The organism is Kribbella sp. NPDC059898, from assembly GCF_042730855.1.
Lineage (GTDB): Bacteria > Actinomycetota > Actinomycetes > Propionibacteriales > Kribbellaceae > Kribbella.
The window spans coordinates 254,284-278,776 of record NZ_JBHWKR010000010.1 but is presented as its reverse complement, the minus strand read 5'-3'; the positions used below and the strand labels follow the sequence as shown (position 1 = coordinate 278,776).

The following is a 24,493-nucleotide window of genomic DNA, read 5'->3' as shown; positions in this document are numbered from 1 at the left end:
GCCCGGAGCGGGGGGCGCGGATGAGCGCGGCGGACGGGCCGGTGGAGTTCGACTCGGCGGACTTCGGGGCGATCCCGTCGTCGCGGTCGTTGCGGCAGTGGATGCGGACCACCCGGCGCAAACACGCGGACCGGTCGTTCTGGGAGATCTTCGAGGACATCTACCTGGTCCTGTTCACGCTGGCGATGGCGGGCGCCACCGGCGGCAACGTCGTACGGCACCTGAACTCGAACGCGGCCGGGTGCTCGTCGCTGACCTGTCACCAGCTGACTTCGTGGTTCCCGTGGATCGTCATACCGTTGCTGCTGGCAACAACGCTCCGGGTGTTGCTGGCCGTCGGCCCGGTGTCGGCGTCGCGCGCCACCGGCTTCTGGCTGCTCGCCACGCCGGTCAGTCGCGCTCCGCTCCTTCGCCCGGCCTATCGCTTGGTGATCGCCGCCGTCGCAGTCATCGGTGTGATCGTCGGCGCCCTCATCTGGGCGCTGCTCGGCGCGCCGGTGTTCGACGTGTTCGAAGCGGCTGTGCTGATCGGTGCGGCGCTGGTGTGCGCGGCGGTCGCAACCGTTTGGGCGCAGCAGACTACCCGCCGCTCCTCGGTCGCCCTGCGGGTCGCCGACGTGCTGCTGATCGTCGCGGTGGTGCCGGCATTGCTGCTGGCGTTCCGTCCCCGCGAGAAGCCCATTTCCCTTGACGGGAGTGGTTCCGCGAACGGGTGGCTCGTGGTTGGCGTCGCGCTCGCGGTGGTCGCGCTCGCGCTGGCGTTCGTCCTCTCGCGGAGGCTCGATCGGCTCGGGCGGATCAGTGTGATCGCCGGTGGGGAACTGCTGGCAGGGCTTGCGGGTGCGGCGAGCAGTCTCGACATCAGCATGCTCGGCGACGTGATCGCCGGGCGGCACTGGCGGTTGAAGGGGCGCGTCCGCTCCCACCGCGGCCGGGGCGCCAACGGTGCCGCGATCATTCAGCGGGAGTTCTGGCGGATCCTCCGCTGGCCGCGCCGCCTCGCCGTCGCGTTCGCCTTGCTCGTGGTGCCGTACGCCGTCCACGGCGCAGGGTTCCACGTACTCGTTCCGATCGCGGCCGCCATCGCCGGTTTCATCGCCGTACGGCCGCTGCTCGACGGTCTTCGGACAGCGTGCCGCTCGACCGGGCTGGTGCGGGCGCTCGGCTGGGACCTCCGGGACCTGCGGATCGTGATGGCGGTCGTACCGGCGGCGGTCGCGGTCGTCTGGACGGTCTGCGCGTCCCCGGCGATCGGCAGCGCGGCGTCGACGTTCGCCGTTGCCGCGGGCATCATTTCCGGCACCGTCCGGCAGGCGTCCGCGCGGCCGCCGTCGTACGCCGGACCGCTGGTGACGTCGCCTATGGGGGCGATCCCGCCCGGCCTGTTCTCGCAGCCGGCCCGCGGGTTCGACCTGCTGGTGGTCTGCCTCGCGCCGGTGCTGCTCAACCTCCCCGGTCTGTGGGTGACGGTGATCCCGGCCGTCGTACTGATGTTGATGTTCAGCGTCCGCCCCAAGACCGCCTGACGGATCAGGCGTTCTTGCCGGATCTTGGTGCGAACAGGTACCTTGTGTCGCATGGTAGCGGAGAAGGTCTTCACGCAGCTGCGCCGCGGGACGCTGGAGTACTGCGTTCTCGCGCTGTTGCAGGGAGAGCCCCGTTATGGTTTCGAGTTGGTCAAGGCGCTCGGTGAGGTCGACGGACTGGTCACCACCGAAGGCACGATCTACCCACTCCTCGCGCGGTTGCGGCGCGAGGGTCTGGTGGAGACGAGCTGGCAGGAGTCCGGGTCCGGACCACCGCGGCGCTACTACACCTCGACACCCGAGGGCAGCCGGGCACTCGCCGAGTTCACCGCGGACTGGCAACGGTTCTGCGCGTCGGTCGACAAGATCTTGCAGAGTGGGAGACGGGGATGAACATGGAACTGGACAGCGACCGCCTGGTCGACGCGTACCTGAAGGAGCTGGCCACCGAGGCGGAGGTGCTGCCGGCCGGCCGGCGGGACGAGCTGCTCGCCGACATGAAGGCACACATCGCCGAGGCGCGGGCGGGCGGTGCGACGTCCGAGGACGAGATCCGCGAGGTGCTGCAGCGGCTCGGCCGGCCGAGCGAGATCGTTGCCGCCGCCACCGACGGCCTGGTGCAGGTCGAGATCCCGCCGCGGCTGCGCCCGCAGGACTTCGTCGCGGTCGGGCTGGTGTTCTTCGGCCCGTACCTGCTGTCGTTCAGCCTGATCGTGGCCGTGATCGCCTGGGGAGTCGGCCTCGGGCTGCTCTGGACCTCGAACCGCTGGACCGTGATCTGGAAGCTGCTCGGCACCCTGAACTGGCCGATCGGGTACGCCGTCGCCATGGCGCTGGACATCGTCTTCGTGGCTCCGGTCTGGGTCAGCATGGCGGGCGACGCGGTGGTCACGCTCGGGCTGCTCGTCGCCCTCTTGCTGAACGCCCGCGCGCCGCGTCAGGCCTCGTAGACCAGCCATTTGCGCTCGACCTCGGCCGGAAGGTCGACGTCGTGCTGCTTCGCGAACAGGAGCAGCTGGCACAGTACGTCGGCGAACTCCTGGTGGAAGGTGTCGCGGATCTGGTCCGCGGTGGCGCCCTTCGCGCGGGCCCGGCCGGTGTGTTGCAGGTAGGACTGGGTGAGCTCGCCGACCTCCTCCTGGAGTTTGAGCAGGAACCAGTCGGGGTCGCGCTCGAAGCCGAGGCGTACGCCGTACCCGACGGAGATCTTCTCGAGCCGGTCCTGCAGGTGCTTGAGGTCCACCCGGACAGGAAACCAGGCCCCACCGACAGAACGCCGGTGGGGCCTGGTCCTTTGTCCTACTTGGCCTCTTCGACCGGTGGGAACGGGTCGAGGGCTTGGTCCTCGGGTGCCGGGTCGGTGTTCGGGTCCGGGACCTGCGGCTCCTGCTGGGCCGGCGCGTCCGCGGCGAGGCTCTTCGGAGCGGTGGCCCAGACCGCGGCGGCCGCACGGGCGGCGTCGGCGGCGTCGGTCTGGCGTTCGTAGTTCTTGATGTCGAGTGCGTACGCCCGCACCACCGCGGACAGGTCCTTGCGGAGCTGCCGGTGGGTCCAGAGGGCGTACGCCTGCGTGCGGGCCTCGATGAAGTTCTTGAGTTCCTGCATCTGGGCGGGTGTCATCTCGTCCTCCGGTGTGCCGGGGTGGCCTGGGGTGAAGTCGCCGCGGGCGATCGCGGCGCGGGCGGGGTCGCCGGGGCAGTCGGTCGGCTCCGGGCGGACCGCGGAGTGCGGCCGGATCGCCGTACCGCGGGGGTAGAGCGTGCGGAAGTCGGCGATCACCGCGCGGGTGGTCGCCTTCATCGCGGCGGACGGCTGCTCGCCGGTGACCAGCACCAGCAGGATCGCGCCGTACCGGTCGTTGACGTCGGCGTCGCCGTTCGCGCCGGACTTGGTGCGCATGCCGCGCAGGGTCCAGGCCCGGCCTTCCTGGTCGACCGCGATCTGGTACGCGATGTCCGACCAGCCGCGGGTGTCCATGTGGTAGTCCTGCCAGCCGCGCAACGCGGACGCGACCGCCGCCTTGGTGTGGATGACCTTCGTCGAGCCGGTGCCCGGCCAGTGGATGACCGCGCCGTCGACGTGGGACGCGATCAGGTTGCCCGGCCCGGCGTTCGGCGGCCGCGCGTTCCACGCGGACCGGGGCAGATATTCGACCATCTGTGCTCCTCACATGCCTCACAGCGCCTGGTAATCAACCGATCACACAGGGCATGCGAGCGTCAAGCGGTGATCACATCCAATCAGCTCAGCGGAGCAGGGGGAGGAGTTGGTCGCCGACGCGGACGGTTTCCTCGCGGTACGGGGTGTCGGAGAGGATGAAGTGGGTGATGCCGAGGTCGCGGTAGCGGTGGAGGGACTTGGCGACGTCGTCGGGGGAGCCGACCAGCCAGGTGGTGCCGGCGCCGCCTCCGCCGTACTTGCCGGGGGTGGTGTAGAGGTTGTCGTCGAGGACCTCGCCGCGTTCGGCGAGCTCCAGGAGGCGCTGCTGGCCGACGGCTTTCACCCGGAGCGGGTCCCGGTGGCCCGGCCCGTCCGCCATCTTCGCGACCTTCGCCTCGGCATCGGCCCACGCCTGCTCGGTGGTGTCGCGGACGAGCGTGGTGATCCGCAGCCCGAACTCCAGCGGCGGATGCTCCCGCCCGAGCTCGTCCTCCAGCTCCCGCAGCTTCGCGATCCGCGCCGCCACCCCGTCCAGCGGCTCACCCCAGAACAGCTGTACGTCCGCATCCGTCGCCGCGACCCGCTGCGCCGCGTCGGACGCGCCACCGAAGTACAGCGTGGGATGCGGGCGACCTTCCCGTACGACGGGCCGGGTGGCGACGGTGGATCCGCTGACCGAGAAGTACTCGCCGTCGTATGTCACGTCCTGTTCGGTCCACAATCGCCGTACCAGTTGGAGAAACTCCTTGGTCCGGGCGTACCGCTGCGGTTGGTCGCCCTCGCTGTCGCCGTACGCGGCGAGGTTGTCCTGGCCGGAGACGATGTTGATCAGCAGCCGCCCGCCGGTGAGCTGGTCGAGCGTGCTCGCGGCGGACGCGAAGTGCGCGGGATGCCAGTACCCGGGGCGGATCGCGGCCAGCGGCTGGAACGTCGTCGTCCGGGCGGCGAGCGCGGTCGCGACCGTGAGGGTGTCCGGCCGTCCCCAGCCGGTGCCGAGCAATGCGCCGGACCAGCCGTGGTCCTCGGTCAGACGGGCGAGCTCGGTCAGCCGCTCGATGCTGTTGTGTCCCTGGACGGTGTCGTCGCCGCGGTGCCCGGGGTCGACCTGGTTCGGGATGTACCAGAGGAAAGTCATGATCAGCAGCGTAAGTCTATTCGATTAGTCGACTTTAGGTGTCTCGCGACGTGGGCGATCCGTGGGACGCTGAGGTCATGGACGAGCAGGTGACGGCGGCGGAGCGGGCGGCGCGCGGCAAGGCCGTACGCAAGAAGGTCCCGCTGGAGGCGCACGCCGAGGTGCGGGTGAGTACGACGCGGGACCCGGTCGAGTTGCTGCTCACGCAGGCCGAGGGGCGGGTGCCCGCGCTGGTGCCGATCCGGCACGGGCGGATGCTCGTGTCGCCGTTCACCTTCTACCGCGGCGCGGCGCTGGTGATGGCGTCGGACCTTGCGGAGACGACGCCGACAGGGCTCGACGTGCAGCTGTGCGGAGACGCGCATCTGTCGAACTTCGGTGCGTACGCGTCGCCGGACCGCCGGCTGGTGTTCGACATCAACGACTTCGACGAGACGCTGCCCGGGCCGTTCGAGTGGGATGTGAAGCGGCTGGCGGCGAGCTTCGTGGTGGCGGGGCGGGACAACGGGTTCAGCGCGAAGCAGTGCCGTACGGTTGTGCAGGCCGTGGTGCGGAACTACCGGGAGGCGATGCGCGAGTTCGCCGGGCAGCCGGTCCTGGCGGTCTGGTACGCGCGGCTCGACATCGAGGAGCTCGTCCAGCGGTACAAGGCGACCGTGCCTGCAGCGGAGCGGAAGGGGCTGAAGGTCGCCGACAAGAAGCTGGCGAAGGCATACACGCGGACCAGCATGCAGGCGATCGGCAAGCTCACCGCGGTGGTCGACGGTCGCCGCCGGATCGTCTCGGACCCACCGTTGGTCGTTCCCATGGAGCAGTTGACCGACATCGACGGCTCGCTGGTGCTCGGGCAGGTGCAGCAGCTCGTCGAGGGGTACCGCGGCACGCTGCAGCAGGATCGCCGGCACCTGCTCGACAACTATCGCCTCACCGACGTCGCGCACAAGGTCGTCGGCGTCGGCAGCGTCGGTACCCGCGCGTGGATCATGCTGCTCGAGTCGACGAACGCCGACGAGGCGCTGTTGTTGCAGGCGAAGCAGGCCGGCCCGTCCGCGCTCTCGACGTACGCCGTCCCGTCCGCGCACGCGAACCAGGGCGAACGGGTCGTCGCCGGCCAGCGCCTGATGCAGGCCGCCAGCGACATCTTCCTCGGCTGGCTCCGCGCCGACGCGGCCGACGGCGAACAGGACTACTACGTCCGTCAGCTCCGCGACTGGAAACTCTCCGCCGACATCGAAAACCTCAACCCCGAGGCGATGACGCTGTACGCCCGCCTCTGCGGCTGGACCCTCGCCCGCGCCCACGCCCGCTCCGGCGACCGCTTCGCGCTGTCCGCCTACCTGGGCAAGTCCACCCGCTTCGACGAGGCGATCACCACGTTCGCCACGACGTACGCCGACCTCAACGAATCCGACCACCGGACCTTCACCGAAGCCGTCGACTCCGGCCGCGTCGAGGCGCAGACCGGGGTGTGACTCAGTAGCAGGAGTTGTCGGGGTCAGCAGGAACGCTTGTTGGACTCCGGAACGGGTCTGTGCGCACGATGCTGGAAACGTTCCCGTTCTGGAGGTTCTCATGGTGCGGCGGTCGATCGGCGCGGTGCAGGTCAGTGGGCTCGGGATGGGGTGCTGGGCCATTGGCGGGCCGCATGCCCGGCAGGGGAGTCCGGTGGGCTGGGGTGTCATCGACGACGGCGAGTCGGTACGGGCGTTGCGGCGGGCGTACGAGCTCGGGGTGACGTTCTTCGACACGGCCGACGTCTACGGGTGCGGGCACAGCGAGAAGCTGATCGCGGAGGCGCTCGGGGACGTCCGGGACGAGATTGTGATCGCCTCGAAGGCCGGGTACACGTACGTCGAGGAGACCCGGGAGGCGCCGGGGGAGAACGGCGATCCGGCGTACCTCCGGTGGGCGTGTGACGAGTCGCTGCGGCGGCTCGGCACGGACCGGATCGACTTGTACCAGTTCCACCTCGGCGGGTACGACCAGGCGTTGGCGGACGACGTACTCGCGGTGTTCGAGGAACTGGTTGCCGCGGGCAAGGTTCGGGCAATCGGGTGGAGTACGGACGACCCGGAGCGGGCGGCGGTGTTCGCGAAAAGCCCGCACTGCAAGGCGATCCAGCAGCACTTCAACGTGTTCGGTGGCAACGCGGACGTGCTCGCGCTGTGCGAGGAGCGGGGGCTGGCGAGCATCGTCCGCGGTCCGCTCGGGATGGGCCTGCTGACCGGGAAGTTCGCCGCGGACAGCACGCTGCCGGCCGACGACGTACGGCACCGGTGGGACTTCCGGACCGGTGACCAGGCCGAGTCGCTGCGCCGGCTGGAGGCGATCCGCGACGTACTGACCTCGGACGGGCGGACGCTCGCGCAGGGTGCGCTCGGCTGGCTGTGGGGCCGGAGCGAGGCGTTCGTCCCGATCCCCGGGTTCAAGACGGTCGCGCAGGTGGAGGAGAACGCGGGCGCTTTGCAGTATGGACCGCTCTCGCCGGCGCAGCTGCTGCAGATTGTTGACATTCTGCAGTAGGACGACCCATTGACATCGTTGTCTCACGCGACGACGATTCTTGCTCGACGCTCGGTGAAACGTTTCCAAGCTCGAGGAGATCCGCCCATGCCCGTCCACCGCCGTACCTTCCGTCTACTGCTGGCCGGGGCGGTGACGCTCGCCCTCGGGCTGGTGTCGCCACCGGCCGGCGCGAGCCCCGGCCAGGCCGCCTCCGGTCCGGCCGCGGTCGCCCGGGCGCGTGTCGCCGCCGACCAGCTGATGAGCTCCTACGAACCGAACAAGGCCTGGTTCCCGTCGAGCTGGTGGAACTCGGCCGTCGCCTTGCAGACCATCGGCGACTACATGCAGCGCACCGGCGACCGGCGCTACCTGCCGCAGCTGGACAACACGTTCGAGAAGGACAAGGGCGCGTTCCCCGCCGGGTACCTGTCCGGCGACGAGCTGCTCGGCAACTTCACGAGCCGCGCGATCGACGACTCCGAGTGGTGGGGCCTCACCTGGGTGCAGGCGTACGACCTGACCAAGAACCCGAAGTACCTCGACATGGCCGTCAAGATCGCGGAGTACGTCGAGGGTTACTGGGACCCGAGCACCTGCGGCGGCGGCGTCTGGTGGAACGGCGAACGCACGTACAAGAACGCCGTCACCAACGGCCTCTGGATCCGCCTGACCGCCGAGCTGCACAACCGGATGCCGCATGACACGCGCTGGCTCGGCCGCGCGCAGGAAGGCTGGAACTGGTTCACGAACAGCGGCATGATCAACTCCGCCGGCCTGGTGAACGACGGACTGAAGGACAACTGCCAGAGCAACGGCGACACGGTCTGGTCCTACAACCAGGGCCTCGCGATCGGCGCCGGCCTCGAACTGTGGCGTGCGACCCACGACCCCAAGCTCCTGACCGCGGTGCGCCGGCTCGCGGACGCCGCGATTGCCCCTGGTGGACTCGTCACGGACGGCGTACTGAGCGAGTACTGCGACGCGCCCGGCCGGACGTGCGACGACAACGGCAAGCAGTTCAAGGGCATCTTCCTGCGGTACTGGACGGATCTGGCCGACACCACGCACGACAGCCGGTACGCCGACTTCGTCGCGCGGCAGGCCGCCACGATCTGGGACAACGACCGCGACGCGTCCGACCGGCTGGGGGAGCGGTGGTCCGGGCAGACCCCGAACGTCTTCGACTGGCGTACCCAGGCCAGCGCCCTGAGCGCATTGCTCGCCGCCGTACCGGCCACGCCGCCGATCCGATCGTTGTCCGCGACAACTGATCCGGCGCTTCCGGTCGTGATGCCCTCGGCGGGTACTCACGTGAAGGTGACGGTCGACGTCCAGGCAACCGGCCCGGTCGGCGACCGCATCACGGCGAACGTCCAAGCGGCCGCCCCGGCCGGCTGGACGGTGACCCCGGCGCGGTCGACGGTGACCCTGACGACCCGCGGCAACGCCGTACCCGTGCACTCCGCCGTGCAGCTCGACGTGACGATCCCCGCCGGTGCGGCGGACGGCACGCACTCGGTGACCGCGACGGTGACGTCCGGCCCGCTGCTCTCGTACAGCACCCGGTCCGACATCCTCATTGCCCACAAGGCCGACTTCGACACCGGTACGGCGGCCGAGACCCCGTGGCTGTACGACGCCGACGGGTCGCAGAGCAACGGCGTACAGAACCGGTTCGCGGACGGGAATTCGTACTTCGTCTACCGCTTCCCGTTCCCGTCCGACGCATCGTCAGCATCAGTATTGTTGACAATCGACAATGAGTTCGTGGTCCAGCTCAGCGGCGACGGGAAGACCTGGACCACGGTCGCCACCGAGACGAACCAGTACCACGACGGCCAGAACAAGGCCGACCGCACCTTCGACCTCACGCCGTACCTGGGTGCCGGCAAGGCGGGCTACGTCCGCATCGCCGACTCGTTCCCCAACGACGGCTGGGGCGGCCGGGCGTACCACGTCACCGCGACGTACAACTGAGGCTCAGCGCTGGAACTGCTCGCAGAACCAGTCGGTGACGAAGGCGTTGCGTTCCTCGGCGTGGTTGGTGACGACGTGCTCGCCGTCGACCCAGATCCGCAGGGTCGACCGGTCGGGACCGGCCGCGTCGAGGAACGGTTGCTGGTCCGCGAGGCTCACGATCGGGTCGGCTCCACCGTGCAGGACGAGGAGGGCCGACTCGATCCGGTCGCCCGGTCGCAGCGCGAGCCGGTCGAAGTTCCGCTGGATCGCGTCCGGGTCGGTGGTACCGAGCATCGCGGCGGCCTGGTCGTCGAACGTGCGCATGCCGAGCAGCCGAGGCTGTGCCGGGGCGCCGTTGATGCACACCGCGGTCACGCGCCGGTCCGACGCCGCCGTCGTACCGGCGTACAGGCCGCCCATGCTGTTGCCCCAGAGCCCGACCGGACCGGGCAGGTCCGGCCGCGCCAGTACGTGGTCGACGAACGTCGAGTACGCGGCCCGCACGTCGACGTCGAGGTAGAGCCCGCTCTCGAGCCGAGGCTCGCCCTGACCGGGACCCTCGACCAGGAACGCGGTCAGGCCGCGCGCGACGAGCGCGTCCGCGAGCCGCAGGTATGCCGCGCCCCAGCCGCTCTGGCCGCCGAACAGGATCACCGTGCCACGCGGTGCGGCCGGCCGAACGATCCACCCGACCAGGTAGCCGCCGGCGAACGGAAGCTGCACGCGTTCCCAGCCGGCCAACGCTCCGGCCCGCCCGACCGCGGCGGTGAAGCCGGTGTACAACTCGCGCTTCCGTGCGGTGTCGAAGTTGTGGGCCATCTGCGCGAACAACAGGTCGGCCGCACCCGCCCGGAGTGCCTCGACCGCGGTGACCCTGTTGCCGTCGGCTCGCTCGAGCTGCGCCTCGGCCAGCTCGGCACACGCGACATCCCAGGGCACGCCTTCGTCGGTCGCGGCGCGCAGACCCGCCACGTCGCTCGGCACCATCCCGCAGTCGAGCAGCCGCGGGACCGGCATCGCCCGCCACAGCACCTCCGTCGGTGCAAGCCCAACAGTCATGCCAGTCGCTCCCGCAACTCGTCGACCGCGGCCGGGAGATCTGCGACCGCGCCGGCCCAGAACAGGTGGTAGTCCGGCCGGCCGATGAACGCCTCCACGCGGTTGTCCGCCCAGAAGGCCGCGTACGTGCCGCCGGCATCCTCCGCCGGACCGACGACGGCCGTCGTCACCCCGAGGTCGGCCAGGAACGCGAGCTGATCCGCGCCGAGCTGCGGGTCGCGGCTACTCACCAGAGTGAAGCCGCGCCCGATCACGTCGTCGAAGAGACCTGCAACCCCGTGACGGCAGACGACGCCCTGTGGTGTCAGCGACCCGGCAAGCGGAGCGTCGGTGACGACCCCGGCTCCGATCGTCGGGAACGGCGGTGGCGGTGGCACGTTGCCGGTCCGGAACGCCTCGTCCCGCGCGGCCGCCTCGACCGGGTCGTGGGTGTTGGCGACCCTGCCCAAGGCCGTCGAGATCTCGGTGATCGCGGTCGCGTGCGGACGCCGTTCGGTCTCGTACGTGTCGAGCAGCGCGTCGCCCGCGAGACCACGCAGTACGAGATCGAGCTTCCAGCCGAGCGTGACGCCGTCGCGCATCCCGGAGCAGGCGCCCTGACCCATGTACGGCGGGGTGGTGTGCGCCGCGTCGCCGGCCAGGAACACGCGCCCGTCGCGCCAGCGTTCGGCGATCCGGCCCTGGAACGTGTACACGATCTGGCGGAGGATCTTCACGTCGTCCGGCCCGAGGCCGTGGGTCTCGTTCAGCCACTTCCAGGCGTACTCGTCCGCCTCGAACGCGGCCTGGTCCTCACCCGCGAGTACGGCGACCTCGAACCGCTGCCGGCTGCGCCCGATCGGCATGTACATGTGGCCGCGCGCCGGATCGCAGAACTGGGTCACAGTCCGGAACCGCTCGGGCAGCTCTCGCAACTGTTCGGTGTCGATGTTGAGCCACCGGTCGTCGACGCCGTTGTCGCTCCGCCCGATCCCCGACGTGGCCCGGACGAAGCTGCCCGCGCCGTCCGCGCCGACCAGGTAGCGCACGCTGACCGTCCGTTCCTCGCCGGCATGCGACCACTGGCCGGTCCGGTCCTTCGACCACGGCCGCGCCATCACCCGCACGCGGTCGTCGTCCTGGCGGACCGAGACCACCGCCCAGCCCTGGTTCACCTCGACGCCGCTGCTCCGGACATGCCGGTCGATCGCGTCCTCGATGTCGGGCTGGAACATCGAGATGTGCGCGGGGTGCCCGGCCGACGTACCGTGCCAGTCGAGCTCGACGAGCAGCTCGCCGGAACCGTTGAGATAGCGGTAGCTCGGCACCGGGTACGCGTCGCGCAGGGCGTGCTCGAGATCCCCGGCGCCCTGGATGATCCGCGCGGTCTCGCCGTCGATGTGGGTCAGCCGGGGCAGGCCGTACAGCCCGGGCCAGCGCTCGAAGACGACCACCCTGTGGCCGGCCTTCCCGAGCGTGGCGGCCAGGACCAGGCCGGTCGGTCCGTACCCGACGATCGCGACGTCGTAGTCGTAGTTCATGATGGCCTCCCCATCGGTGATGGGACGACGCTAGGTACGGCGGACCACGCGGGCGATCCGGTTCGCGACGACGTGATCCGCGACGCGACTGGGATCTCAGCCGGCGTTGAGAGTGACCGACGGGAGTTCGCCGTACCGCTGCCGGTACGCCGCAGCGAAGCGCGGTACGTGGCTGAATCCCCAACGGAACGCGACGTCTGCCACCGTGGTCGTGCCGGGTCGCGCGACGACCAGGTCCTCGTGGGCGCGGGCCAGCCGGACCTGGAGTACGTACTCCCGCGGCGTCACGCCGACGTACTCGTGGAACTGCCGCTGCAGCGACCGGGCACCGATGCCGGCGGCGAGAGCGAGGCGCTCGACCGAGAGGTCGTCCTCGGGATGCTGCTCGATCAGATCCAGGGCCCGCCGGAGACCGCCGGGCCGCGGAGCGCTGTGCTGCTGGGTGAGCTGATCGGTGTAGTTGTGCGGCTGGCTGAGCAACAGACCCGTCATCAGGAACGAGCTCCACGGCGACTCGTTCGTCGACTGTGCGGCCAGCCCGTCGAGCGCCGAGAGATCGTCGACGAGCAGCCGTACCGAACTCGCCCAGGTGGCGGCCGCGGGGTTGCGGAGGTCCATCGCCTGCCCGAAGCGGATCGGGGCGAGCACCGGCCGGCCGAGCAACTGCTCGAGGTGCCGCTCGAACGCGTACCGCTCGATCCGCACGTGCAGCTGGTGGTACGAGTCGCTCAGCCGCATCGTGGCCCGCATCCGCGGCGAGATGATCGCGGCGGTCCGCCCGTCCACGACCACTTCCTCGTCCCCGCAGGTGATCCGGTTGTGCCCTTGCCACGACAGGTTCACGTCGTAGTAGTCGACCTGCTCGGTCAGTGCGACGTCGAGCTCGGCTCCGCGATGCTCGCCGTACACCAGCGACAACGGCCCCAGGCGCGCCACCGCGACGGATCCCTCGATCCGCTCCACGGACCGCCCGGCCGGCGACAACCGGTGCGGCGTCAAGAAGCTCGCCACCGTCGCCCGGAACCGGTCGAGCTCCGCGCCGTCCACGACCGCATAGTGCTCGAGCACGTACACGACGGTAGTCCCGGGAAGACCCGCTGCCTAGGCGCGCAGACCGGCGATCAGGAGCGCGAGCAGGCGTTCGCTCTGCTCGCGCTGCTGGGCCGGGTCGGCGGCGAAGACGGCGCCGGCCATGGCCGCGACGACGTCGCCGGGTGGTACGTCGGAACGGAAGACGCCGGCCGCCACGCCCGCGTCGAGGAACGGCGCGACGGCCGTGGTGAGGCGGGCGCGGGTGTTGGCCTGGGTGATGGCGCCGGAGGCAACCAGTGCGCGCAGGTCCAGGCCCATCGCCCGTTTGGAGTCGACGAAGTCGAGGTAGCGGTACATCCAGGAGAGCAGGGCCTCGTCGGCAGCTGCGGTCGCTGCCAGCTCCGGTGCGGCGTCGCACAGCCGCGTGAGCTCCTGGTGGTAGACCGCTTCGAGGAGTGCCTCCCGGGTGGGGAAGTGCCGATAGAGCGTGGCCACGCCGACCCGGGCCCGGGCAGCCACCTTGTCGAGCGACAGGCGGATCGGCTCGCCGTTGCGGGCGGCCACGGCGAGGTCGGCGAGCTCGTCACCGGCGGCCGCCACCACCTGTTCGCGTTTACGTGCCGCATCCGCCCGCATAAGTGGAGAAACCTCCAGTTAGTGCTATCGTCGAGAAACCGGAGAATTCTCCGTTTCCGTCGACTCTACCTGAGGACATCAGCTGATGACATCCGAACGACCGGGCGGCACCGTGGAACTCGGCAAGCACGAGATTGCGAGGATCGGGTACGGCGCGATGCAGCTCGAGCACCTGGAGACGCCCGCGGCCGCCGCCGTACTGCGTCGTGCCGTCGAGGTCGGCATCAACCACCTCGACACGGCCTCGTTCTACGGGCAGACGACCGTCAACCGGCACATCCGCGCGGCCCTCCGGCCGTACCCGGACGACCTCGTCATCGTCAGCAAGGTCGGCGCCCGCCGCGTCGACGCGCCGGTACCGCTGACGCTCGCCCAGCGGCCGCACGAACTGCGCGAGCAGGTCCACCTCGACCTCAGCTCACTCGGCCTCGAACAGATCCCGGTCGTCAACCTCCGCCGCGCCGACCAAGGCCCGGGCCTGATCGCGGACGGCGACCAGGTCGTCCCGCTCGACGACCAGCTCGCCGAACTGATTGCCCTCCGCAACGAAGGCCTGATCGGCGCGATCGGCCTCAGCAACGTCAGCGCCGACCAACTCACCCAGGCCCTGCCCGCCGGAATCGTCTGCGTCCAGAACGCCTACAGCCTGCTCGACCGCTCCTCCGAGCAGCAGCTGAAGGTCTGCGCCGCGAACGGCATCGCCTGGATCCCGTACTTCCCCCTCGGCTCGGCCTTCGACCAAATCCCGTCCCCGACCGAGCACCCCGTCGTACAACACCTCGCCACCCAACTCGCCACTACCCCGGCCGCGATCTGCCTGGCCTGGATCCTCGCCCACAACGACCACACCGCCCTCATCCCCGGCACCCGCACCATCCCCCACCTCGAAGACAACATCCGCACAGCCGAGGTCCACCTCGACGCCGACGCGCTCACGGAACTCGACAAGCTCGGTTAGTCGCGGCGGGCGGTTCCGCGGTGGAGGGCGAGGTGGCCGCCGAGGAAGCCGGCGGCGGCCATCACCAGGTTGCCGGCCAGGGCGAGCTTGAGGCCGCGGCCGTGCCGGCCGCGCAGGCGGGCGATGAGCGAGCCGGTGAAGAGGAAGATCGCCGTGTCAGCGCCGAGCGAGTGGACGGCGCCGATCCTCCGTTCCTCGCCGGACAGCTCCGACAGGTCGGCGGCCCCGGCGAGCGCGGTCGGAACCGCCGCCAGTACGCCGCACCCGGCGAGCAGCGTCGCCCCGCGCCACGACTGGGACCCGCCGGCAACGTCGAGAAGAGACGCCCCGAGCCAGCACCCGGTGGTCACGTCGGTCAGCGACGGATGCAACGAATGACCGAGTACGTCGCTGTGCAGAGGACTCTGCCGCACCCGCTCGATCAACGGCCCGTACAACACCTCCTGGGCATGCGCGAGCCGCTCGACCAGCGGACTCTCGCCGATCGCGCGGACCACCCGTTGCGGCAGGGATCTCGACGCCACGCCTTGACGGTACGCTCCCGGCCGCCACCTGTGGAAGAACTGAGAACGGCGGCCGGCCCCGAGAGGCCGGCCGCCGTTCGTCAGCGGATCAGGTACGACTCACACGTCGTAGTACAGCTCGAACTCGTGCGGGTGCGGGCGGAGCTGGATCGGGGCGATCTCGGTGTCGCGCTTGAGGTCGATCCAGGTCTCGATCAGGTCGGACGTGAACACGTCGCCCTCGAGCAGGAACTCGTGGTCGGCCTCGAGCGAGTCGATCACGGCCGGCAGCGAGGTCGGCACCTGGGCGATGCCCGCGTGCTCCTCCGGCGGCAGCTCGTACAGGTCCTTGTCGACCGGGTCGGCCGGCTCGATCTTGTTGCGGATGCCGTCCAGGCCGGCCAGCAGCTGGGCCGAGAAGGCCAGGTACGGGTTCGCCGACGGGTCCGGGCAGCGGAACTCGATGCGCTTGGCCTTCGGGTTCGAGCCGGTGATCGGGATCCGGATGCAGGCCGAGCGGTTCCGGGACGAGTACACCAGGTTGACCGGCGCCTCGAAGCCCGGCACCAGCCGGTGGTACGAGTTCACGGTCGGGTTGGTGAAGGCCAGCAGCGACGGGGCGTGCTTGAGCAGACCGCCGATGTACCAGCGGGCGACGTCGGACAGGCCGCCGTACCCGGACTCGTCGTAGAACAGCGGGTCGCCGTTGCTCCACAGCGACTGGTGGCAGTGCATGCCCGAGCCGTTGTCGCCGAAGATCGGCTTCGGCATGAAGGTCGCGGTCTTGCCGGCCTTCCACGCGGTGTTCTTGACGATGTACTTGAACTTCATCACGTCGTCGGCGGCCTTGAGCAGCTCGTCGAAGCGGAAGTTGATCTCGGCCTGACCCGCCGTACCGACCTCGTGGTGGGCGCGCTCGACGATCAGGCCGGACCGCTCGAGCGCCAGCGTGATGTCGTCGCGCAGCTCGCCGAAGTGGTCGGTCGGCGCGACCGGGAAGTAACCACCCTTGTAGCGGACCTTGTAGCCGCGGTTGCCGCCCTCCTCGACCCGGCCGGTGTTCCAGGCGCCGGCGATCGAGTCGATCGAGTACGACGCGGAGTTCGACCTGGTCTCGAACCGGACGTCGTCGAAGACGTAGAACTCGGCCTCGGGCGCGAAGAACGCGGTGTCCGCGATGCCGGTCGACTTCAGGTACTCCTGAGCCTTCCGGGCGATGTTGCGCGGGTCCCGGCTGTAGGCCTCACCGGTCAGCGGGTCGTGCACGAAGAAGTTCACGACCAGCGTCTTGGCGCTGCGGAACTCGTCGATGAACGCGCTGGTGGGGTCCGGCAGCAGCTTCATGTCCGACTCGTGGATCTGCTGGAACCCGCGCACCGACGAACCGTCGAAGGCCAGGCCCTCCTCGAAGACCTCGGGACCGAACGACGACACCGGGACGGTGAAGTGCTGCATGATGCCCGGAAGGTCACAGAACCGGATGTCGACGATCTCGACGCCCTCGTCCTTGACGTAGGCGAGCAGCTCCTCCGCGCTGGAAAACATACGTACTCCTAGGGTGGCTCAGAGATTCATCTGAACGTAGGGCCTGCCGGTTTCTCCGTCGTGACCCTGATGTTTCGCGGATGTTACGCCCAGCGTGTCCGCGCTGACCCACTGGTGTACGGCGGTTACGCCCTGAGATATCGCAGCCCACGCGGGGCCGCCTCCGGGCAGGTCCGTAGGCTAGACATCATGGCATCATCCGCGTCGCCCGCAACGGGACCCTCGGAAGAATTCCGTTACCCGGGCAATCGGCTGGGGTTGCCCGAGGACGGCTCCGGCTCGGTCGGGACCTGGGGACGGCGGCTGCTGGCGCTGCTGATCGACTGGCTGCTGGCGGGTCTGATCGCGTCCGCGCTGACCGGCCGGCCGATGTGGGCGGGCGGCAACAACTACAGCCTTATGCACACGACGGCGTTCTTCGCGATGTCCGCGATCCTCGTCGGGCTGGCCGGCAGCACGATCGGCCACCGTCTCTTCGGACTGCGGGTCGCGCCGGTCCGCGACAGCCAGACGTACGCCGGCCCGCCCGGTCTGCTCGCCGGCATCATCCGGACCCTGCTGATCTGCCTGCTCATCCCCGCGGTGATCTTCGACCGCGAACGCCGCGGCCTCCACGACCTCGCCGCGAAGACGATCGTCGTACGGCGTTAACGCCGCGTCAGCAGCAGCTGTACGTCGTCCAGGTACCCGGTGCGGAAGCCCGCCTCGGAGTACGCGAGGTAGAACTCCCACATCCGCCGGAACGTGTCGTCGAACCCGAGCGCGCCGATCGCCGGCCAGTGCTCGATGAACCGGTTCCGCCAGATCCGCAGCGTCCGCGCGTAGTCCGCGCCCAGGTGCCGGATCACCTCCGCGCGCAACCCGGTGTGCTGGGCGGTGACCTCCTCGATCACCTTGATCGACGGGATCAGTCCGCCCGGGAAGATGTACTTCTGCACCCAGGTGAACGTGTTCCGGGTGGCGAGCATCCGCTCGTGCGGCATCACGATCGCCTGCACCACGCCGACCCCGCCCGGCGCCAGCCGGCGCTCGATCGCGTCGAAGTACACCGGCCAGTACTTCTCGCCGACCGCCTCGATCATCTCCACGCTCAGCACCGCGTCGAACTCGCCGATCTGGTCGCGGTAGTCGCGCAGCGCGACCTGCACCCGGTCGCCGACGCCGGCCTCGGCGATCCGCCGCTGGGCGAGCAGCGCCTGCTGGGAGGCGATCGTGATCGCGGTCACCCAGGCACCGCGCTGCGCGGCCCGGATCGCCAGGCTGGCCCAGCCGCAGCCGATGTCGAGCACCCGCGACCCGGACTGCACCCCGGCCGCGTCGAGGATCGAGTCGAGCTTGCGGAGCTGGGCCGCGGTGAGCTCGTCGTACGACGCGGACGCCAGATCGAGGCCCGCGTCGGCACCGAAGTACGCCGAGGAATAGGTCAGCGTGGGGTCGAGGAACTCGGAGAACATCGCGTTGCTCAGGTCGTAGTGCCGGCTGATGTTCTCCCGGGCGCCGGCCCGGTCGTTCTCCTGCTCGCCCGGCTGGGACCTGGTGACCAGCCAGCGCAGCGACTGCGCCCACTTCGGCAGCAGGTGCCGGGTCTCCTCGTTGCTGAACCGCTCCGCGAACGGCACGAGCAGGTCGGCCAGGTCGGTGCCCGGCTCCGGATCCCAGTCGCCGGCCAGGTACGCCTCGCCGAACCCGGACCCGGCGTCCTGCCCGAGCCGGTCGAGGAACGCCGCCGTACGGTGCACGCGCATCGCCGGGCCACCCAGCCCGTACGACCGGTTGCTGTCCAGGTGGATCGTGGCGGGCAGGTCCTTGGCGATCAGCCGGATCGCGGTCGCCGCACCGTACCGGCGTACCGGATTGGAACGCGGGCGGGCCAGCGTCGGCCACGTCTCGGTCTCCGGCTGATGGACCGCCGGCATGAGGTCCGTCATGTCTTCTGTTCCCCTGTAATCCCGTCCTGGTCGCACTCTAAGGGCAACCAGCCTCCCCGCGGCGCATGTCTGAACAGTTCAACTGCCCAACATGCCTCTTGGTTACAGTTTGATCACCGGCCGCGCATGGCCTGGCGGGCGCCCTTCAGGCTCGTCGGCACCGGACCCTTGGGCATCGGCACCTGCGGACGGACCGCGTCCAATGCCTTCAGCCGCTGCAGCAGGTCGGTGATCTCGGACGGCTGCATGACCGCCGGCAGCTTCATCACGTGCTTGGTGAGCTTGCGGATGTCGATCTCACCCTCGCCCTTGCCGGCGATGATCTGCGTCACCGGGGCGCCGCCCGCCACCCGGCTGTGCTTCTTCGCCTCGGCGGCCAGCAGGTTCTTCACCCGGCTGGCCTGGCCCTCGCCGACCAGCACGATGCCCGGCCGACCGACCACGCGGTGCACGATGTCGGAGTTCTTCGTGACTGCGACCGCCGGCGTCACGTTCCAGCCGCGGCGGAGCGTCTGCAGCGCGGACGCGGCTGCACCGGCCTGGCCCTCGATCTGGCTGTACGCCGCCTTCTCGACCTTGCGGCCGAAGATGATCGTGGTGGCCAGGAACGCGAGCGCCACGCCTAGCGGCAGCCAGACCAGCAGCGGCCCGACCACCAGCGCGAGCACGACGAACACCGCGAGGATGCCGAGGAAGATCCCGGCGAGCACCAGTCCGACCTTCGGGTCGGACTTCCTGGTCATCTGGTAGGCCTGCAGGATCTGCTTCAGCCTGCTGGTCTTTTCCTCGGGGGCGTCGTTCTTGGCCATCTCTACCCTGTCCTGTTTTATGCCTGAGCGGCGTTCATCCGTGACTCGACCGCCTGACGGTACAGCCGACCGGCGCGGTACGAGGACCGTACCAGCGGACCGGACATGACACCGGCGAATCCGATCTCCTGCGCCTCGGCGTCGAGCTCGGCGAACTCCTCCGGCCGCACCCAGCGCTCGACCGGGTGGTGCCGCACCGAGGGCCGCAGGTACTGCGTGATCGTGATGATCTCGCAGCCGGCCGCGTGCAGGTCCTTCAGCGCCTGGCTGACCTCGTCGCGGGTCTCGCCCATGCCGAGGATCAGGTTCGACTTGGTGACCAGGCCGTAGTCGCGGGCCTGGGTGATGACGTCCAGCGAGCGCTCGTAGCGGAAGCCGGGCCGGATCCGGCGGAAGATCCGCGGCACCGTCTCGACGTTGTGCGCGAACACCTCGGGCCGGGACGAGAACACCTCGGCGAGCTGCTCGGGTACGGCGTTGAAGTCCGGCGCGAGCATCTCGACGCCGGTGCCCGGGTTCAGCTCGTGGATCTGCCGGATGGTCTCGGCGTACAGCCAGGCGCCGCCGTCGTCCAGGTCGTCGCGGGCGACGCCGGTGACGGTCGCGTACCGCAGGCCCATGGTCCGCACGGACTCGGCGACCCGGCGCGGCTCGTCGCGGTCCAGCGCCTCGGGCTTGCCGGTGTCGATCTGGCAGAAGTCACAGCGCCGGGTGCACTGGTCACCGCCGATCAGGAAGGTCGCCTCGCGGTCCTCCCAGCATTCGAAGATGTTCGGGCAGCCGGCTTCCTGGCACACCGTGTGCAGCTGCTCGGACTTCACGAGCTTCTGCAGCGCCTGGTACTCCGGGCCCATCTTGGCGCGGGTCTTGATCCACTCGGGTTTGCGCTCGATCGGGGTCTCCGCGTTGCGCACCTCGAGCCTGAGCAGTTTCCGTCCTTCTGGGGCGATCGTCACGCGTCCAAGGGTACGCGCCGCCGTTCAGGAAGGTTCCACCCGTAGGCTGATGAGCTATGTCCACCGTTGAGCTGCGTTCGGATGCCGAACCGCAGGCGCCACCCGCGTCCGGCAGCGGCGTTCGCGGCTGGACCCGGCCGGCGCCGACGGCCCGCGAGCAGCGGTACGACGTACTGCTCGGTCTCGGGATGGCGGTCGCCGGGGTGTTCGGCACCGAGCTGGCCCGCGGCGGGGCCCCGCAGCACGTCAGCCTGGGCATCGGCGGGGTCGAGCCGTACGTACTGAGCGCGGCGATCGCGCTGCCGTTGTGCTTCCGGCGGCGGTGGCCGGTCCCGGTGATGCTCACGGTCGCGGTGCTCTTCGTGGTGATCGGTGAGCGGTCGATCTTCGCGTTCTCGGGCAACCTCGTCACCCAGTCGGCGCTGTTCATGTCGATCTATGCGGCGGTGGCCTGGTCGCGGGACCGCCGGGTGATGAAGGCCGCGGTCGCGCTGGTCTTCGTCGGGATGTTCAGCTGGCTGACGATCAACTTCGTCAAGGCGCTGCAGGCGAACGCGATCGAAGGCCCCAACCACGGGCTGTTCTCGCCGTACGTCTCGAACGTGATCATCACCGTCGCGCTGAACGCCCTGTACTTCTTCGGCGCGTACTTCTGGGGCCGTACGGCGTGGGCCACCGCGCGCCAGCGGTACGAACTGGAACAGCAGGCGACCGAGCTCGCCGCGCAGCAGGAGGCGAACTCGCGGCGCGCGGTGATCGACGAACGGCTGCGGATCTCCCGCGAACTGCACGACGTGGTCGCGCACCACATCAGCAGCATCGGCATCCAGGCCGGCGGCGCGCGCCGGGTGATGGACACCGACCCGGCGGCGGCGAAGAACGCGCTGAACGTGATCGAGGAGTCCAGCCGGAGCGCGGTGAACGAGATGCGCCAGCTGCTCGGCATGCTCCGCGCGGCCGACCCCGACATCGACGTCAGTACGCCGGACCCGAAGGCGCCGCAGGCGGGCGCGGACCGGCTGCCGGCGCTGATCGCGGAGGCGAACGGGCTCGGTCTCGAGGTCGGGTTCCACCAGATCGGGGCGCCGGTCGAGCTGCCGAAGACGGTCTCGGTGTCGGTGTACCGGATCGCGCAGGAGGCGCTGTCGAACGTCCGCAAGCACTCGACCGCCCGCAGCGCCCACCTCACGCTGCGGTACCTCGGGGACGCGGTGGAGCTGGAGGTGCTGGACGACGGCCGGCCGAAGCACGCGCCGGTCGGCAGCCGGCTCGGGCACGTCGGGATCCGCGAGCGGGTGGCGCTGCTCGGCGGCGAGAGCGAGATCGGCCCGCGGCCCGTGGGAGGATTCCGGGTCCGGGTGCGGATCCCGATTGGAGTTGCGACAGGTGGCTGAGCAGATGCGGGTGCTGCTGGTGGACGATCAGGACCTGGTGCGGGCGGGGTTCCGGATGATCCTGTCCGTCGAGCCGGAGATCGAGGTGGTCGGCGAGGCGGCCGACGGCGAGAAGGCGATCGAGTTGGCGCTCGCGCTGCGCCCGGACGTCGTACTGATGGACGTCCAGATGCCCGGCATGGACGGGATCACCGCGACCCAGCGGATCGTCGCCGAGGACGCCGGGAAGGTCGTGATCCTGACCACGTTCGACCGCGACGACTACCTGTTCGAGTCGCTCGGGGCCGGGGCGAGCGGGTTCCTGCTGAAGAACACCGCGCCCGAGGACCTGGTCGAGGCGATCCAGATCGTGCACTCGGGGCACGCGCTGCTGGCGCCGGAGGTGACCCGGCGGGTGATCAAGCGGTTCGCCGGCGGCGGGGAGCGCGTGTACCGGCCGGACCTGCTGGCCGAGCTGACCGAACGCGAACGCGAGGTCCTCGGCCTGATCGCCCGCGGCCTCACCAACACCGAGATCGCCGCCCAGCTGTACGTCGGCGAGGCGACCGTGAAGACGCACGTGTCCCGGGTGCTGCTCAAACTCGGCCTCCGCGACCGCGTCCAGGCCGTCGTCTTCGCCTACGAGTGCGGCCTCGTCACCCCGGGAGACGACGCCTCCAGCTGAGGTCCCCCCTGCGAATGACCCGTTCGGTCAGCCCCGCGGGCGACGTGGGCGGACGGTAGTCCTCACTAGCTTGGTCATCGTCGGGTGGACCAGCCCGGCTGGGGGCTGACCTTGATGGGAACGGTGACACATGCTGAGGGTGAGTGGACTCACCCGGCGGTTCGGTGATCATCTGGCGCTGGACGACGTGACCTTCGACGTCGTACCGGGACGGATGACCGGGTTCGTCGGGGCCAACGGGGCCGGGAAGACGACGACGATGCGGATCATCCTCGGCGTCCTGGCGGCGACGGCCGGCGAGGTGCGCTGGCAGGACGGACCGCTGACGCCAGGCGTCCGCCGCGACTTCGGGTACATGCCCGAGGAGCGCGGCCTGTACCCGAAGATGAAGATCCGCGACCAGCTGGTGTTCTTCGGCCGCCTGCACGGCCTCGGCCCGGACCGGGCCTTGGAGCGGACCGACCGGCTGCTCGAGCGGCTCGGGCTGGCCGAGCGCGCCACCGACGTACTCGAGACGCTGTCGCTGGGCAACCAGCAGCGCGTGCAGATCGCGGCCGCGCTGGTGCACGAGCCGATCGCGCTGGTCCTCGACGAGCCGTTCAGCGGGCTGGACCCGCTCGCCGTCGACGCGATGGTCGACCTGCTCCGCGACGAGGTCACGCCGGAGGTGCCGGTGCTGTTCTCCAGCCACCAGCTCGACCTGGTGGAGCGGTTGTGCGACGACCTCGTCGTACTGTCCCGCGGCAAGGTGGTCGCGGCCGGGTCCGTCGCGGAGCTGTCCGCCGGGTCCGCGGCGACGTACCGCCTGGTGGTGGAGGGCGACGCGGGCTGGCTGCGGGACCTGCGCGGCATCGAGGTGCGGGACGTGGCGGGCGGTACGGCGCTGTTCGACGTACTGGACGGCGAGCTGGAGCAGAAGATCCTTCAAGAGGCGATCAGCCGCGGCCGGGTGCTCGAGTTCGGGCCGGAGCGGGTGGCGCTCAGCGACGTCTTCCGGGAGGCGACCCGATGAACGCACTCGACAGGCCGTGGGTGCTGATCGCCGAGCGCGAGATCAGCACGAAGCTGCGGGACAGGACGTTCGTCGGCTCGACCGTGGTGATGCTGCTGATCGTGATGGCCGCGACGATCCTGCCGGCGGTCCTGGTCGGCAAGGGGAGCGCATCGAAGATCGGCGTGGTCGACGACGCGGCCGCGAAGGTGGTGCAGCAGGCGTCGACGACGGTCGGCGGCAAGGGGTACGACGTGGTCCGGCTGGCCGACCGGCCCGCCGCCAAGAAGGCCGTCACCGACGGCGACGTGAAGGCGGCCCTGCTGCCCGGCGCCGACGGGTACGTCGTACTCGGCAAGGACCAGGTCGACAGCAGCATCGAGAGCGCGCTGCGCGAGGCCGCGTCGACGGTCGGTACGGCGGCGAACGCGGCCAAGGCCGGGCTGACACCGGCCGAACTGCACGCCGGCACGAAGGTCGAGGTCAGCCTGCTGAAGCCCGGACCGCTGCCGGACCTGGTGTCGCACTTCGTCAACATCGGGCTTGCGCTGGTGTTCTACATGACCGCGCTGGGGTTCGGCATGATGATCGCGCAGAGCGTCGTCCAGGAGAAGGAGAGCCGGGTCGTCGAGATCCTGGCTGCCGCGGTGCCGATCCGGGCGCTGCTGTGGGGCAAGGTGCTCGGCAACACGGTGCTGGCGCTCGCGCAGATCGTGGTGATCGCCGGAGCGTCGCTGATCGGGCTGCTCGCCACCGACCAGGCCGCCGTACTCGAGGTGATCGCCCCGGTCGCCGGGTGGTTCGTGGTGTTCTTCGTGCTCGGGTTCGTCGCGCTGGCCGGGCTGTGGGCGGTTGCCGGGTCGCTGGCCACGCGGCAGGAGGACCTCGGGTCGACCACGCTGCCCGGGCAGATGATCCTGATGATCCCGTTCTTCTTCTCGGTGTTCGCCGGTACGTCGGCCAAGACGGTCGCGTCGTTCGTCCCGATCGCGTCGTCGATGTCGATGCCGGGGCGGATGCTCACCGAGGACGTGCCGCTGTGGCAGCCGCTTGTCTCGATCGCTCTGTTGCTGCTGGCGACCGTGCTGATCGTCCGGGTCGGTGCCCGGCTGTACGAGCGGACGCTGCTGCAGACCGGCCGCCGGCTCGGTTACCGGGAGGCGTTGGCCCTCAAGATGTCGTAGCTCATCGTCACAGCCGGGTCCGGCGTTAC

24 protein-coding genes are annotated in these 24,493 nt (G+C 69.8%); 12 read left to right on the top strand and 12 right to left on the bottom strand.

Annotated elements, in window-relative coordinates; genetic code table 11:
- The first annotated feature begins 20 nt into the window (after positions 1-20).
- The 3 genes from ACFV9C_RS29225 to ACFV9C_RS29215 are packed head-to-tail and all read left to right on the top strand — an operon-like array spanning position 21 to position 2,476.
- The gene (locus tag ACFV9C_RS29225; RefSeq protein WP_380198719.1) at positions 21-1,526 is read left to right on the top strand and encodes a DUF6297 family protein; all 1,506 of its coding nucleotides are present in this window, start codon (positions 21-23) and stop codon (positions 1,524-1,526) included.
- 51 nt (positions 1,527-1,577) lie between these two features.
- A complete protein-coding gene (locus ACFV9C_RS29220; RefSeq protein ID WP_344198099.1) occupies positions 1,578-1,919 on the top strand; it encodes a PadR family transcriptional regulator in 342 nt (113 codons plus the stop codon).
- The gene (locus ACFV9C_RS29215; protein WP_380198718.1) at positions 1,916-2,476 is read left to right on the top strand and encodes an HAAS signaling domain-containing protein; all 561 of its coding nucleotides are present in this window, start codon (positions 1,916-1,918) and stop codon (positions 2,474-2,476) included. Before ACFV9C_RS29220 ends, ACFV9C_RS29215 begins: the two co-directional genes overlap by 4 nt.
- Here ACFV9C_RS29215 and ACFV9C_RS29210 read toward each other — a convergent pair.
- The 3 genes from ACFV9C_RS29210 to ACFV9C_RS29200 form a co-directional block, all read right to left on the bottom strand.
- Positions 2,464-2,769, bottom strand: a complete 306-nt coding sequence (locus tag ACFV9C_RS29210) for a pyrophosphatase (protein WP_380198717.1) — start codon at positions 2,767-2,769, stop codon at positions 2,464-2,466. The two genes, ACFV9C_RS29215 and ACFV9C_RS29210, sit on opposite strands and share 13 nt — an antisense overlap.
- A gap of 56 nt (positions 2,770-2,825) precedes the next feature.
- On the bottom strand, positions 2,826-3,683 hold the full coding sequence (locus ACFV9C_RS29205; protein WP_380198716.1) for a peptidoglycan recognition family protein: 858 nt from the start codon (positions 3,681-3,683) through the stop codon (positions 2,826-2,828).
- Between the two features lie 88 nt (positions 3,684-3,771).
- Positions 3,772-4,821, bottom strand: a complete 1,050-nt coding sequence (locus ACFV9C_RS29200) for an LLM class flavin-dependent oxidoreductase (RefSeq protein WP_380198714.1) — start codon at positions 4,819-4,821, stop codon at positions 3,772-3,774.
- A 77-nt stretch (positions 4,822-4,898) separates the two neighbouring features.
- On the opposite strand from ACFV9C_RS29200, the gene ACFV9C_RS29195 reads away from it, so the two are divergent.
- The 3 genes from ACFV9C_RS29195 (at position 4,899) to ACFV9C_RS29185 (ending at position 9,303) form a co-directional block, all read left to right on the top strand.
- Complete coding sequence (locus ACFV9C_RS29195; protein ID WP_380198712.1) at positions 4,899-6,293, top strand: DUF2252 domain-containing protein; 1,395 nt, start codon at positions 4,899-4,901, stop codon at positions 6,291-6,293.
- Between the two features lie 100 nt (positions 6,294-6,393).
- Positions 6,394-7,344, top strand: a complete 951-nt coding sequence (locus tag ACFV9C_RS29190) for an aldo/keto reductase (protein WP_380198710.1) — start codon at positions 6,394-6,396, stop codon at positions 7,342-7,344.
- 87 nt (positions 7,345-7,431) lie between these two features.
- On the top strand, positions 7,432-9,303 hold the full coding sequence (locus ACFV9C_RS29185) for a glycoside hydrolase family 76 protein (protein ID WP_380198708.1): 1,872 nt from the start codon (positions 7,432-7,434) through the stop codon (positions 9,301-9,303).
- Positions 9,304-9,306: 3 nt separating this feature from the next.
- Here the strand turns inward: ACFV9C_RS29185 and ACFV9C_RS29180 are convergent, their stop codons facing one another.
- The 4 genes from ACFV9C_RS29180 to ACFV9C_RS29165 form a co-directional block, all read right to left on the bottom strand.
- The gene (locus ACFV9C_RS29180; RefSeq protein ID WP_380198705.1) at positions 9,307-10,344 is read right to left on the bottom strand and encodes an alpha/beta hydrolase; all 1,038 of its coding nucleotides are present in this window, start codon (positions 10,342-10,344) and stop codon (positions 9,307-9,309) included.
- Positions 10,341-11,864, bottom strand: a complete 1,524-nt coding sequence (locus ACFV9C_RS29175; protein ID WP_380198702.1) for a bifunctional 3-(3-hydroxy-phenyl)propionate/3-hydroxycinnamic acid hydroxylase — start codon at positions 11,862-11,864, stop codon at positions 10,341-10,343. The genes ACFV9C_RS29180 and ACFV9C_RS29175 overlap by 4 nt, the downstream gene beginning before the upstream one ends.
- 96 nt (positions 11,865-11,960) lie before the next feature.
- Complete coding sequence (locus ACFV9C_RS29170; RefSeq protein ID WP_380198699.1) at positions 11,961-12,932, bottom strand: AraC family transcriptional regulator; 972 nt, start codon at positions 12,930-12,932, stop codon at positions 11,961-11,963.
- A 33-nt stretch (positions 12,933-12,965) separates the two neighbouring features.
- On the bottom strand, positions 12,966-13,532 hold the full coding sequence (locus tag ACFV9C_RS29165) for a TetR/AcrR family transcriptional regulator (protein WP_380198697.1): 567 nt from the start codon (positions 13,530-13,532) through the stop codon (positions 12,966-12,968).
- A gap of 85 nt (positions 13,533-13,617) precedes the next feature.
- Between ACFV9C_RS29165 and ACFV9C_RS29160 the strand changes: the two genes are divergently transcribed.
- The gene (locus ACFV9C_RS29160; RefSeq protein WP_380198694.1) at positions 13,618-14,490 is read left to right on the top strand and encodes an aldo/keto reductase; all 873 of its coding nucleotides are present in this window, start codon (positions 13,618-13,620) and stop codon (positions 14,488-14,490) included.
- Here ACFV9C_RS29160 and ACFV9C_RS29155 read toward each other — a convergent pair.
- Complete coding sequence (locus ACFV9C_RS29155; RefSeq protein ID WP_380198691.1) at positions 14,487-15,014, bottom strand: DUF2231 domain-containing protein; 528 nt, start codon at positions 15,012-15,014, stop codon at positions 14,487-14,489. The two genes, ACFV9C_RS29160 and ACFV9C_RS29155, sit on opposite strands and share 4 nt — an antisense overlap.
- 99 nt (positions 15,015-15,113) lie before the next feature.
- Positions 15,114-16,538, bottom strand: coding sequence for a type I glutamate--ammonia ligase (gene glnA, locus ACFV9C_RS29150; protein ID WP_380198688.1), 1,425 nt, complete (start codon positions 16,536-16,538; stop codon positions 15,114-15,116).
- Positions 16,539-16,727: 189 nt separating this feature from the next.
- Here glnA and ACFV9C_RS29145 point away from each other — a divergent pair, with 189 nt between their 5' ends.
- Positions 16,728-17,189, top strand: a complete 462-nt coding sequence (locus ACFV9C_RS29145) for an RDD family protein (protein WP_380198685.1) — start codon at positions 16,728-16,730, stop codon at positions 17,187-17,189.
- On the opposite strand, the gene ACFV9C_RS29140 is transcribed toward ACFV9C_RS29145, so the two are convergent.
- The 3 genes from ACFV9C_RS29140 to lipA form a co-directional block, all read right to left on the bottom strand.
- A complete protein-coding gene (locus ACFV9C_RS29140; protein ID WP_380198682.1) occupies positions 17,186-18,466 on the bottom strand; it encodes a class I SAM-dependent methyltransferase in 1,281 nt (426 codons plus the stop codon). The genes ACFV9C_RS29145 and ACFV9C_RS29140 overlap by 4 nt on opposite strands.
- Positions 18,467-18,579: 113 nt before the next feature.
- Positions 18,580-19,275, bottom strand: coding sequence for a DUF4191 domain-containing protein (locus ACFV9C_RS29135; RefSeq protein ID WP_380198679.1), 696 nt, complete (start codon positions 19,273-19,275; stop codon positions 18,580-18,582).
- Between the two features lie 17 nt (positions 19,276-19,292).
- Complete coding sequence (gene lipA / locus ACFV9C_RS29130) at positions 19,293-20,231, bottom strand: lipoyl synthase (RefSeq protein ID WP_380198677.1); 939 nt, start codon at positions 20,229-20,231, stop codon at positions 19,293-19,295.
- 56 nt (positions 20,232-20,287) lie between these two features.
- On the opposite strand from lipA, the gene ACFV9C_RS29125 reads away from it, so the two are divergent.
- The 4 genes from ACFV9C_RS29125 (at position 20,288) to ACFV9C_RS29110 (ending at position 24,464) form a co-directional block, all read left to right on the top strand.
- Positions 20,288-21,625 (top strand): sensor histidine kinase, encoded by a 1,338-nt coding sequence (locus tag ACFV9C_RS29125; protein ID WP_380198675.1) that lies wholly within the window; start codon positions 20,288-20,290, stop codon positions 21,623-21,625.
- A gap of 4 nt (positions 21,626-21,629) precedes the next feature.
- Positions 21,630-22,289, top strand: coding sequence for a response regulator (locus tag ACFV9C_RS29120; RefSeq protein ID WP_380198782.1), 660 nt, complete (start codon positions 21,630-21,632; stop codon positions 22,287-22,289).
- Between the two features lie 130 nt (positions 22,290-22,419).
- Positions 22,420-23,301 carry an ABC transporter ATP-binding protein gene (locus ACFV9C_RS29115; protein ID WP_380198673.1) on the top strand — a complete coding sequence of 294 codons (882 nt, stop codon included), beginning with the start codon at positions 22,420-22,422 and terminating at the stop codon, positions 23,299-23,301.
- Positions 23,298-24,464 carry an ABC transporter permease gene (locus ACFV9C_RS29110; RefSeq protein ID WP_380198671.1) on the top strand — a complete coding sequence of 389 codons (1,167 nt, stop codon included), beginning with the start codon at positions 23,298-23,300 and terminating at the stop codon, positions 24,462-24,464. The genes ACFV9C_RS29115 and ACFV9C_RS29110 overlap by 4 nt, the downstream gene beginning before the upstream one ends.
- Positions 24,465-24,493 lie beyond the last annotated feature (29 nt).

Coding starts and splice junctions, on each gene's coding strand:
- ACFV9C_RS29140 (WP_380198682.1), bottom strand. CDS start 18,466: ATGACGGACCTCATGCCGGCGGTCCATCAGCCGGAGACCGAGACGTGG.
- ACFV9C_RS29145 (WP_380198685.1), top strand. CDS start 16,728: ATGGCATCATCCGCGTCGCCCGCAACGGGACCCTCGGAAGAATTCCGT.
- ACFV9C_RS29110 (WP_380198671.1), top strand. CDS start 23,298: ATGAACGCACTCGACAGGCCGTGGGTGCTGATCGCCGAGCGCGAGATC.
- ACFV9C_RS29225 (WP_380198719.1), top strand. CDS start 21: ATGAGCGCGGCGGACGGGCCGGTGGAGTTCGACTCGGCGGACTTCGGG.
- ACFV9C_RS29115 (WP_380198673.1), top strand. CDS start 22,420: ATGCTGAGGGTGAGTGGACTCACCCGGCGGTTCGGTGATCATCTGGCG.
- ACFV9C_RS29175 (WP_380198702.1), bottom strand. CDS start 11,864: ATGAACTACGACTACGACGTCGCGATCGTCGGGTACGGACCGACCGGC.
- ACFV9C_RS29125 (WP_380198675.1), top strand. CDS start 20,288: ATGTCCACCGTTGAGCTGCGTTCGGATGCCGAACCGCAGGCGCCACCC.
- ACFV9C_RS29190 (WP_380198710.1), top strand. CDS start 6,394: ATGGTGCGGCGGTCGATCGGCGCGGTGCAGGTCAGTGGGCTCGGGATG.
- ACFV9C_RS29205 (WP_380198716.1), bottom strand. CDS start 3,683: ATGGTCGAATATCTGCCCCGGTCCGCGTGGAACGCGCGGCCGCCGAAC.
- glnA (WP_380198688.1), bottom strand. CDS start 16,538: ATGTTTTCCAGCGCGGAGGAGCTGCTCGCCTACGTCAAGGACGAGGGC.
- ACFV9C_RS29165 (WP_380198697.1), bottom strand. CDS start 13,532: ATGCGGGCGGATGCGGCACGTAAACGCGAACAGGTGGTGGCGGCCGCC.
- ACFV9C_RS29220 (WP_344198099.1), top strand. CDS start 1,578: ATGGTAGCGGAGAAGGTCTTCACGCAGCTGCGCCGCGGGACGCTGGAG.
- ACFV9C_RS29195 (WP_380198712.1), top strand. CDS start 4,899: ATGGACGAGCAGGTGACGGCGGCGGAGCGGGCGGCGCGCGGCAAGGCC.
- ACFV9C_RS29160 (WP_380198694.1), top strand. CDS start 13,618: ATGACATCCGAACGACCGGGCGGCACCGTGGAACTCGGCAAGCACGAG.
- ACFV9C_RS29200 (WP_380198714.1), bottom strand. CDS start 4,821: ATGACTTTCCTCTGGTACATCCCGAACCAGGTCGACCCCGGGCACCGC.
- ACFV9C_RS29120 (WP_380198782.1), top strand. CDS start 21,630: ATGCGGGTGCTGCTGGTGGACGATCAGGACCTGGTGCGGGCGGGGTTC.
- ACFV9C_RS29180 (WP_380198705.1), bottom strand. CDS start 10,344: ATGACTGTTGGGCTTGCACCGACGGAGGTGCTGTGGCGGGCGATGCCG.
- ACFV9C_RS29135 (WP_380198679.1), bottom strand. CDS start 19,275: ATGGCCAAGAACGACGCCCCCGAGGAAAAGACCAGCAGGCTGAAGCAG.
- ACFV9C_RS29215 (WP_380198718.1), top strand. CDS start 1,916: ATGAACATGGAACTGGACAGCGACCGCCTGGTCGACGCGTACCTGAAG.
- ACFV9C_RS29185 (WP_380198708.1), top strand. CDS start 7,432: ATGCCCGTCCACCGCCGTACCTTCCGTCTACTGCTGGCCGGGGCGGTG.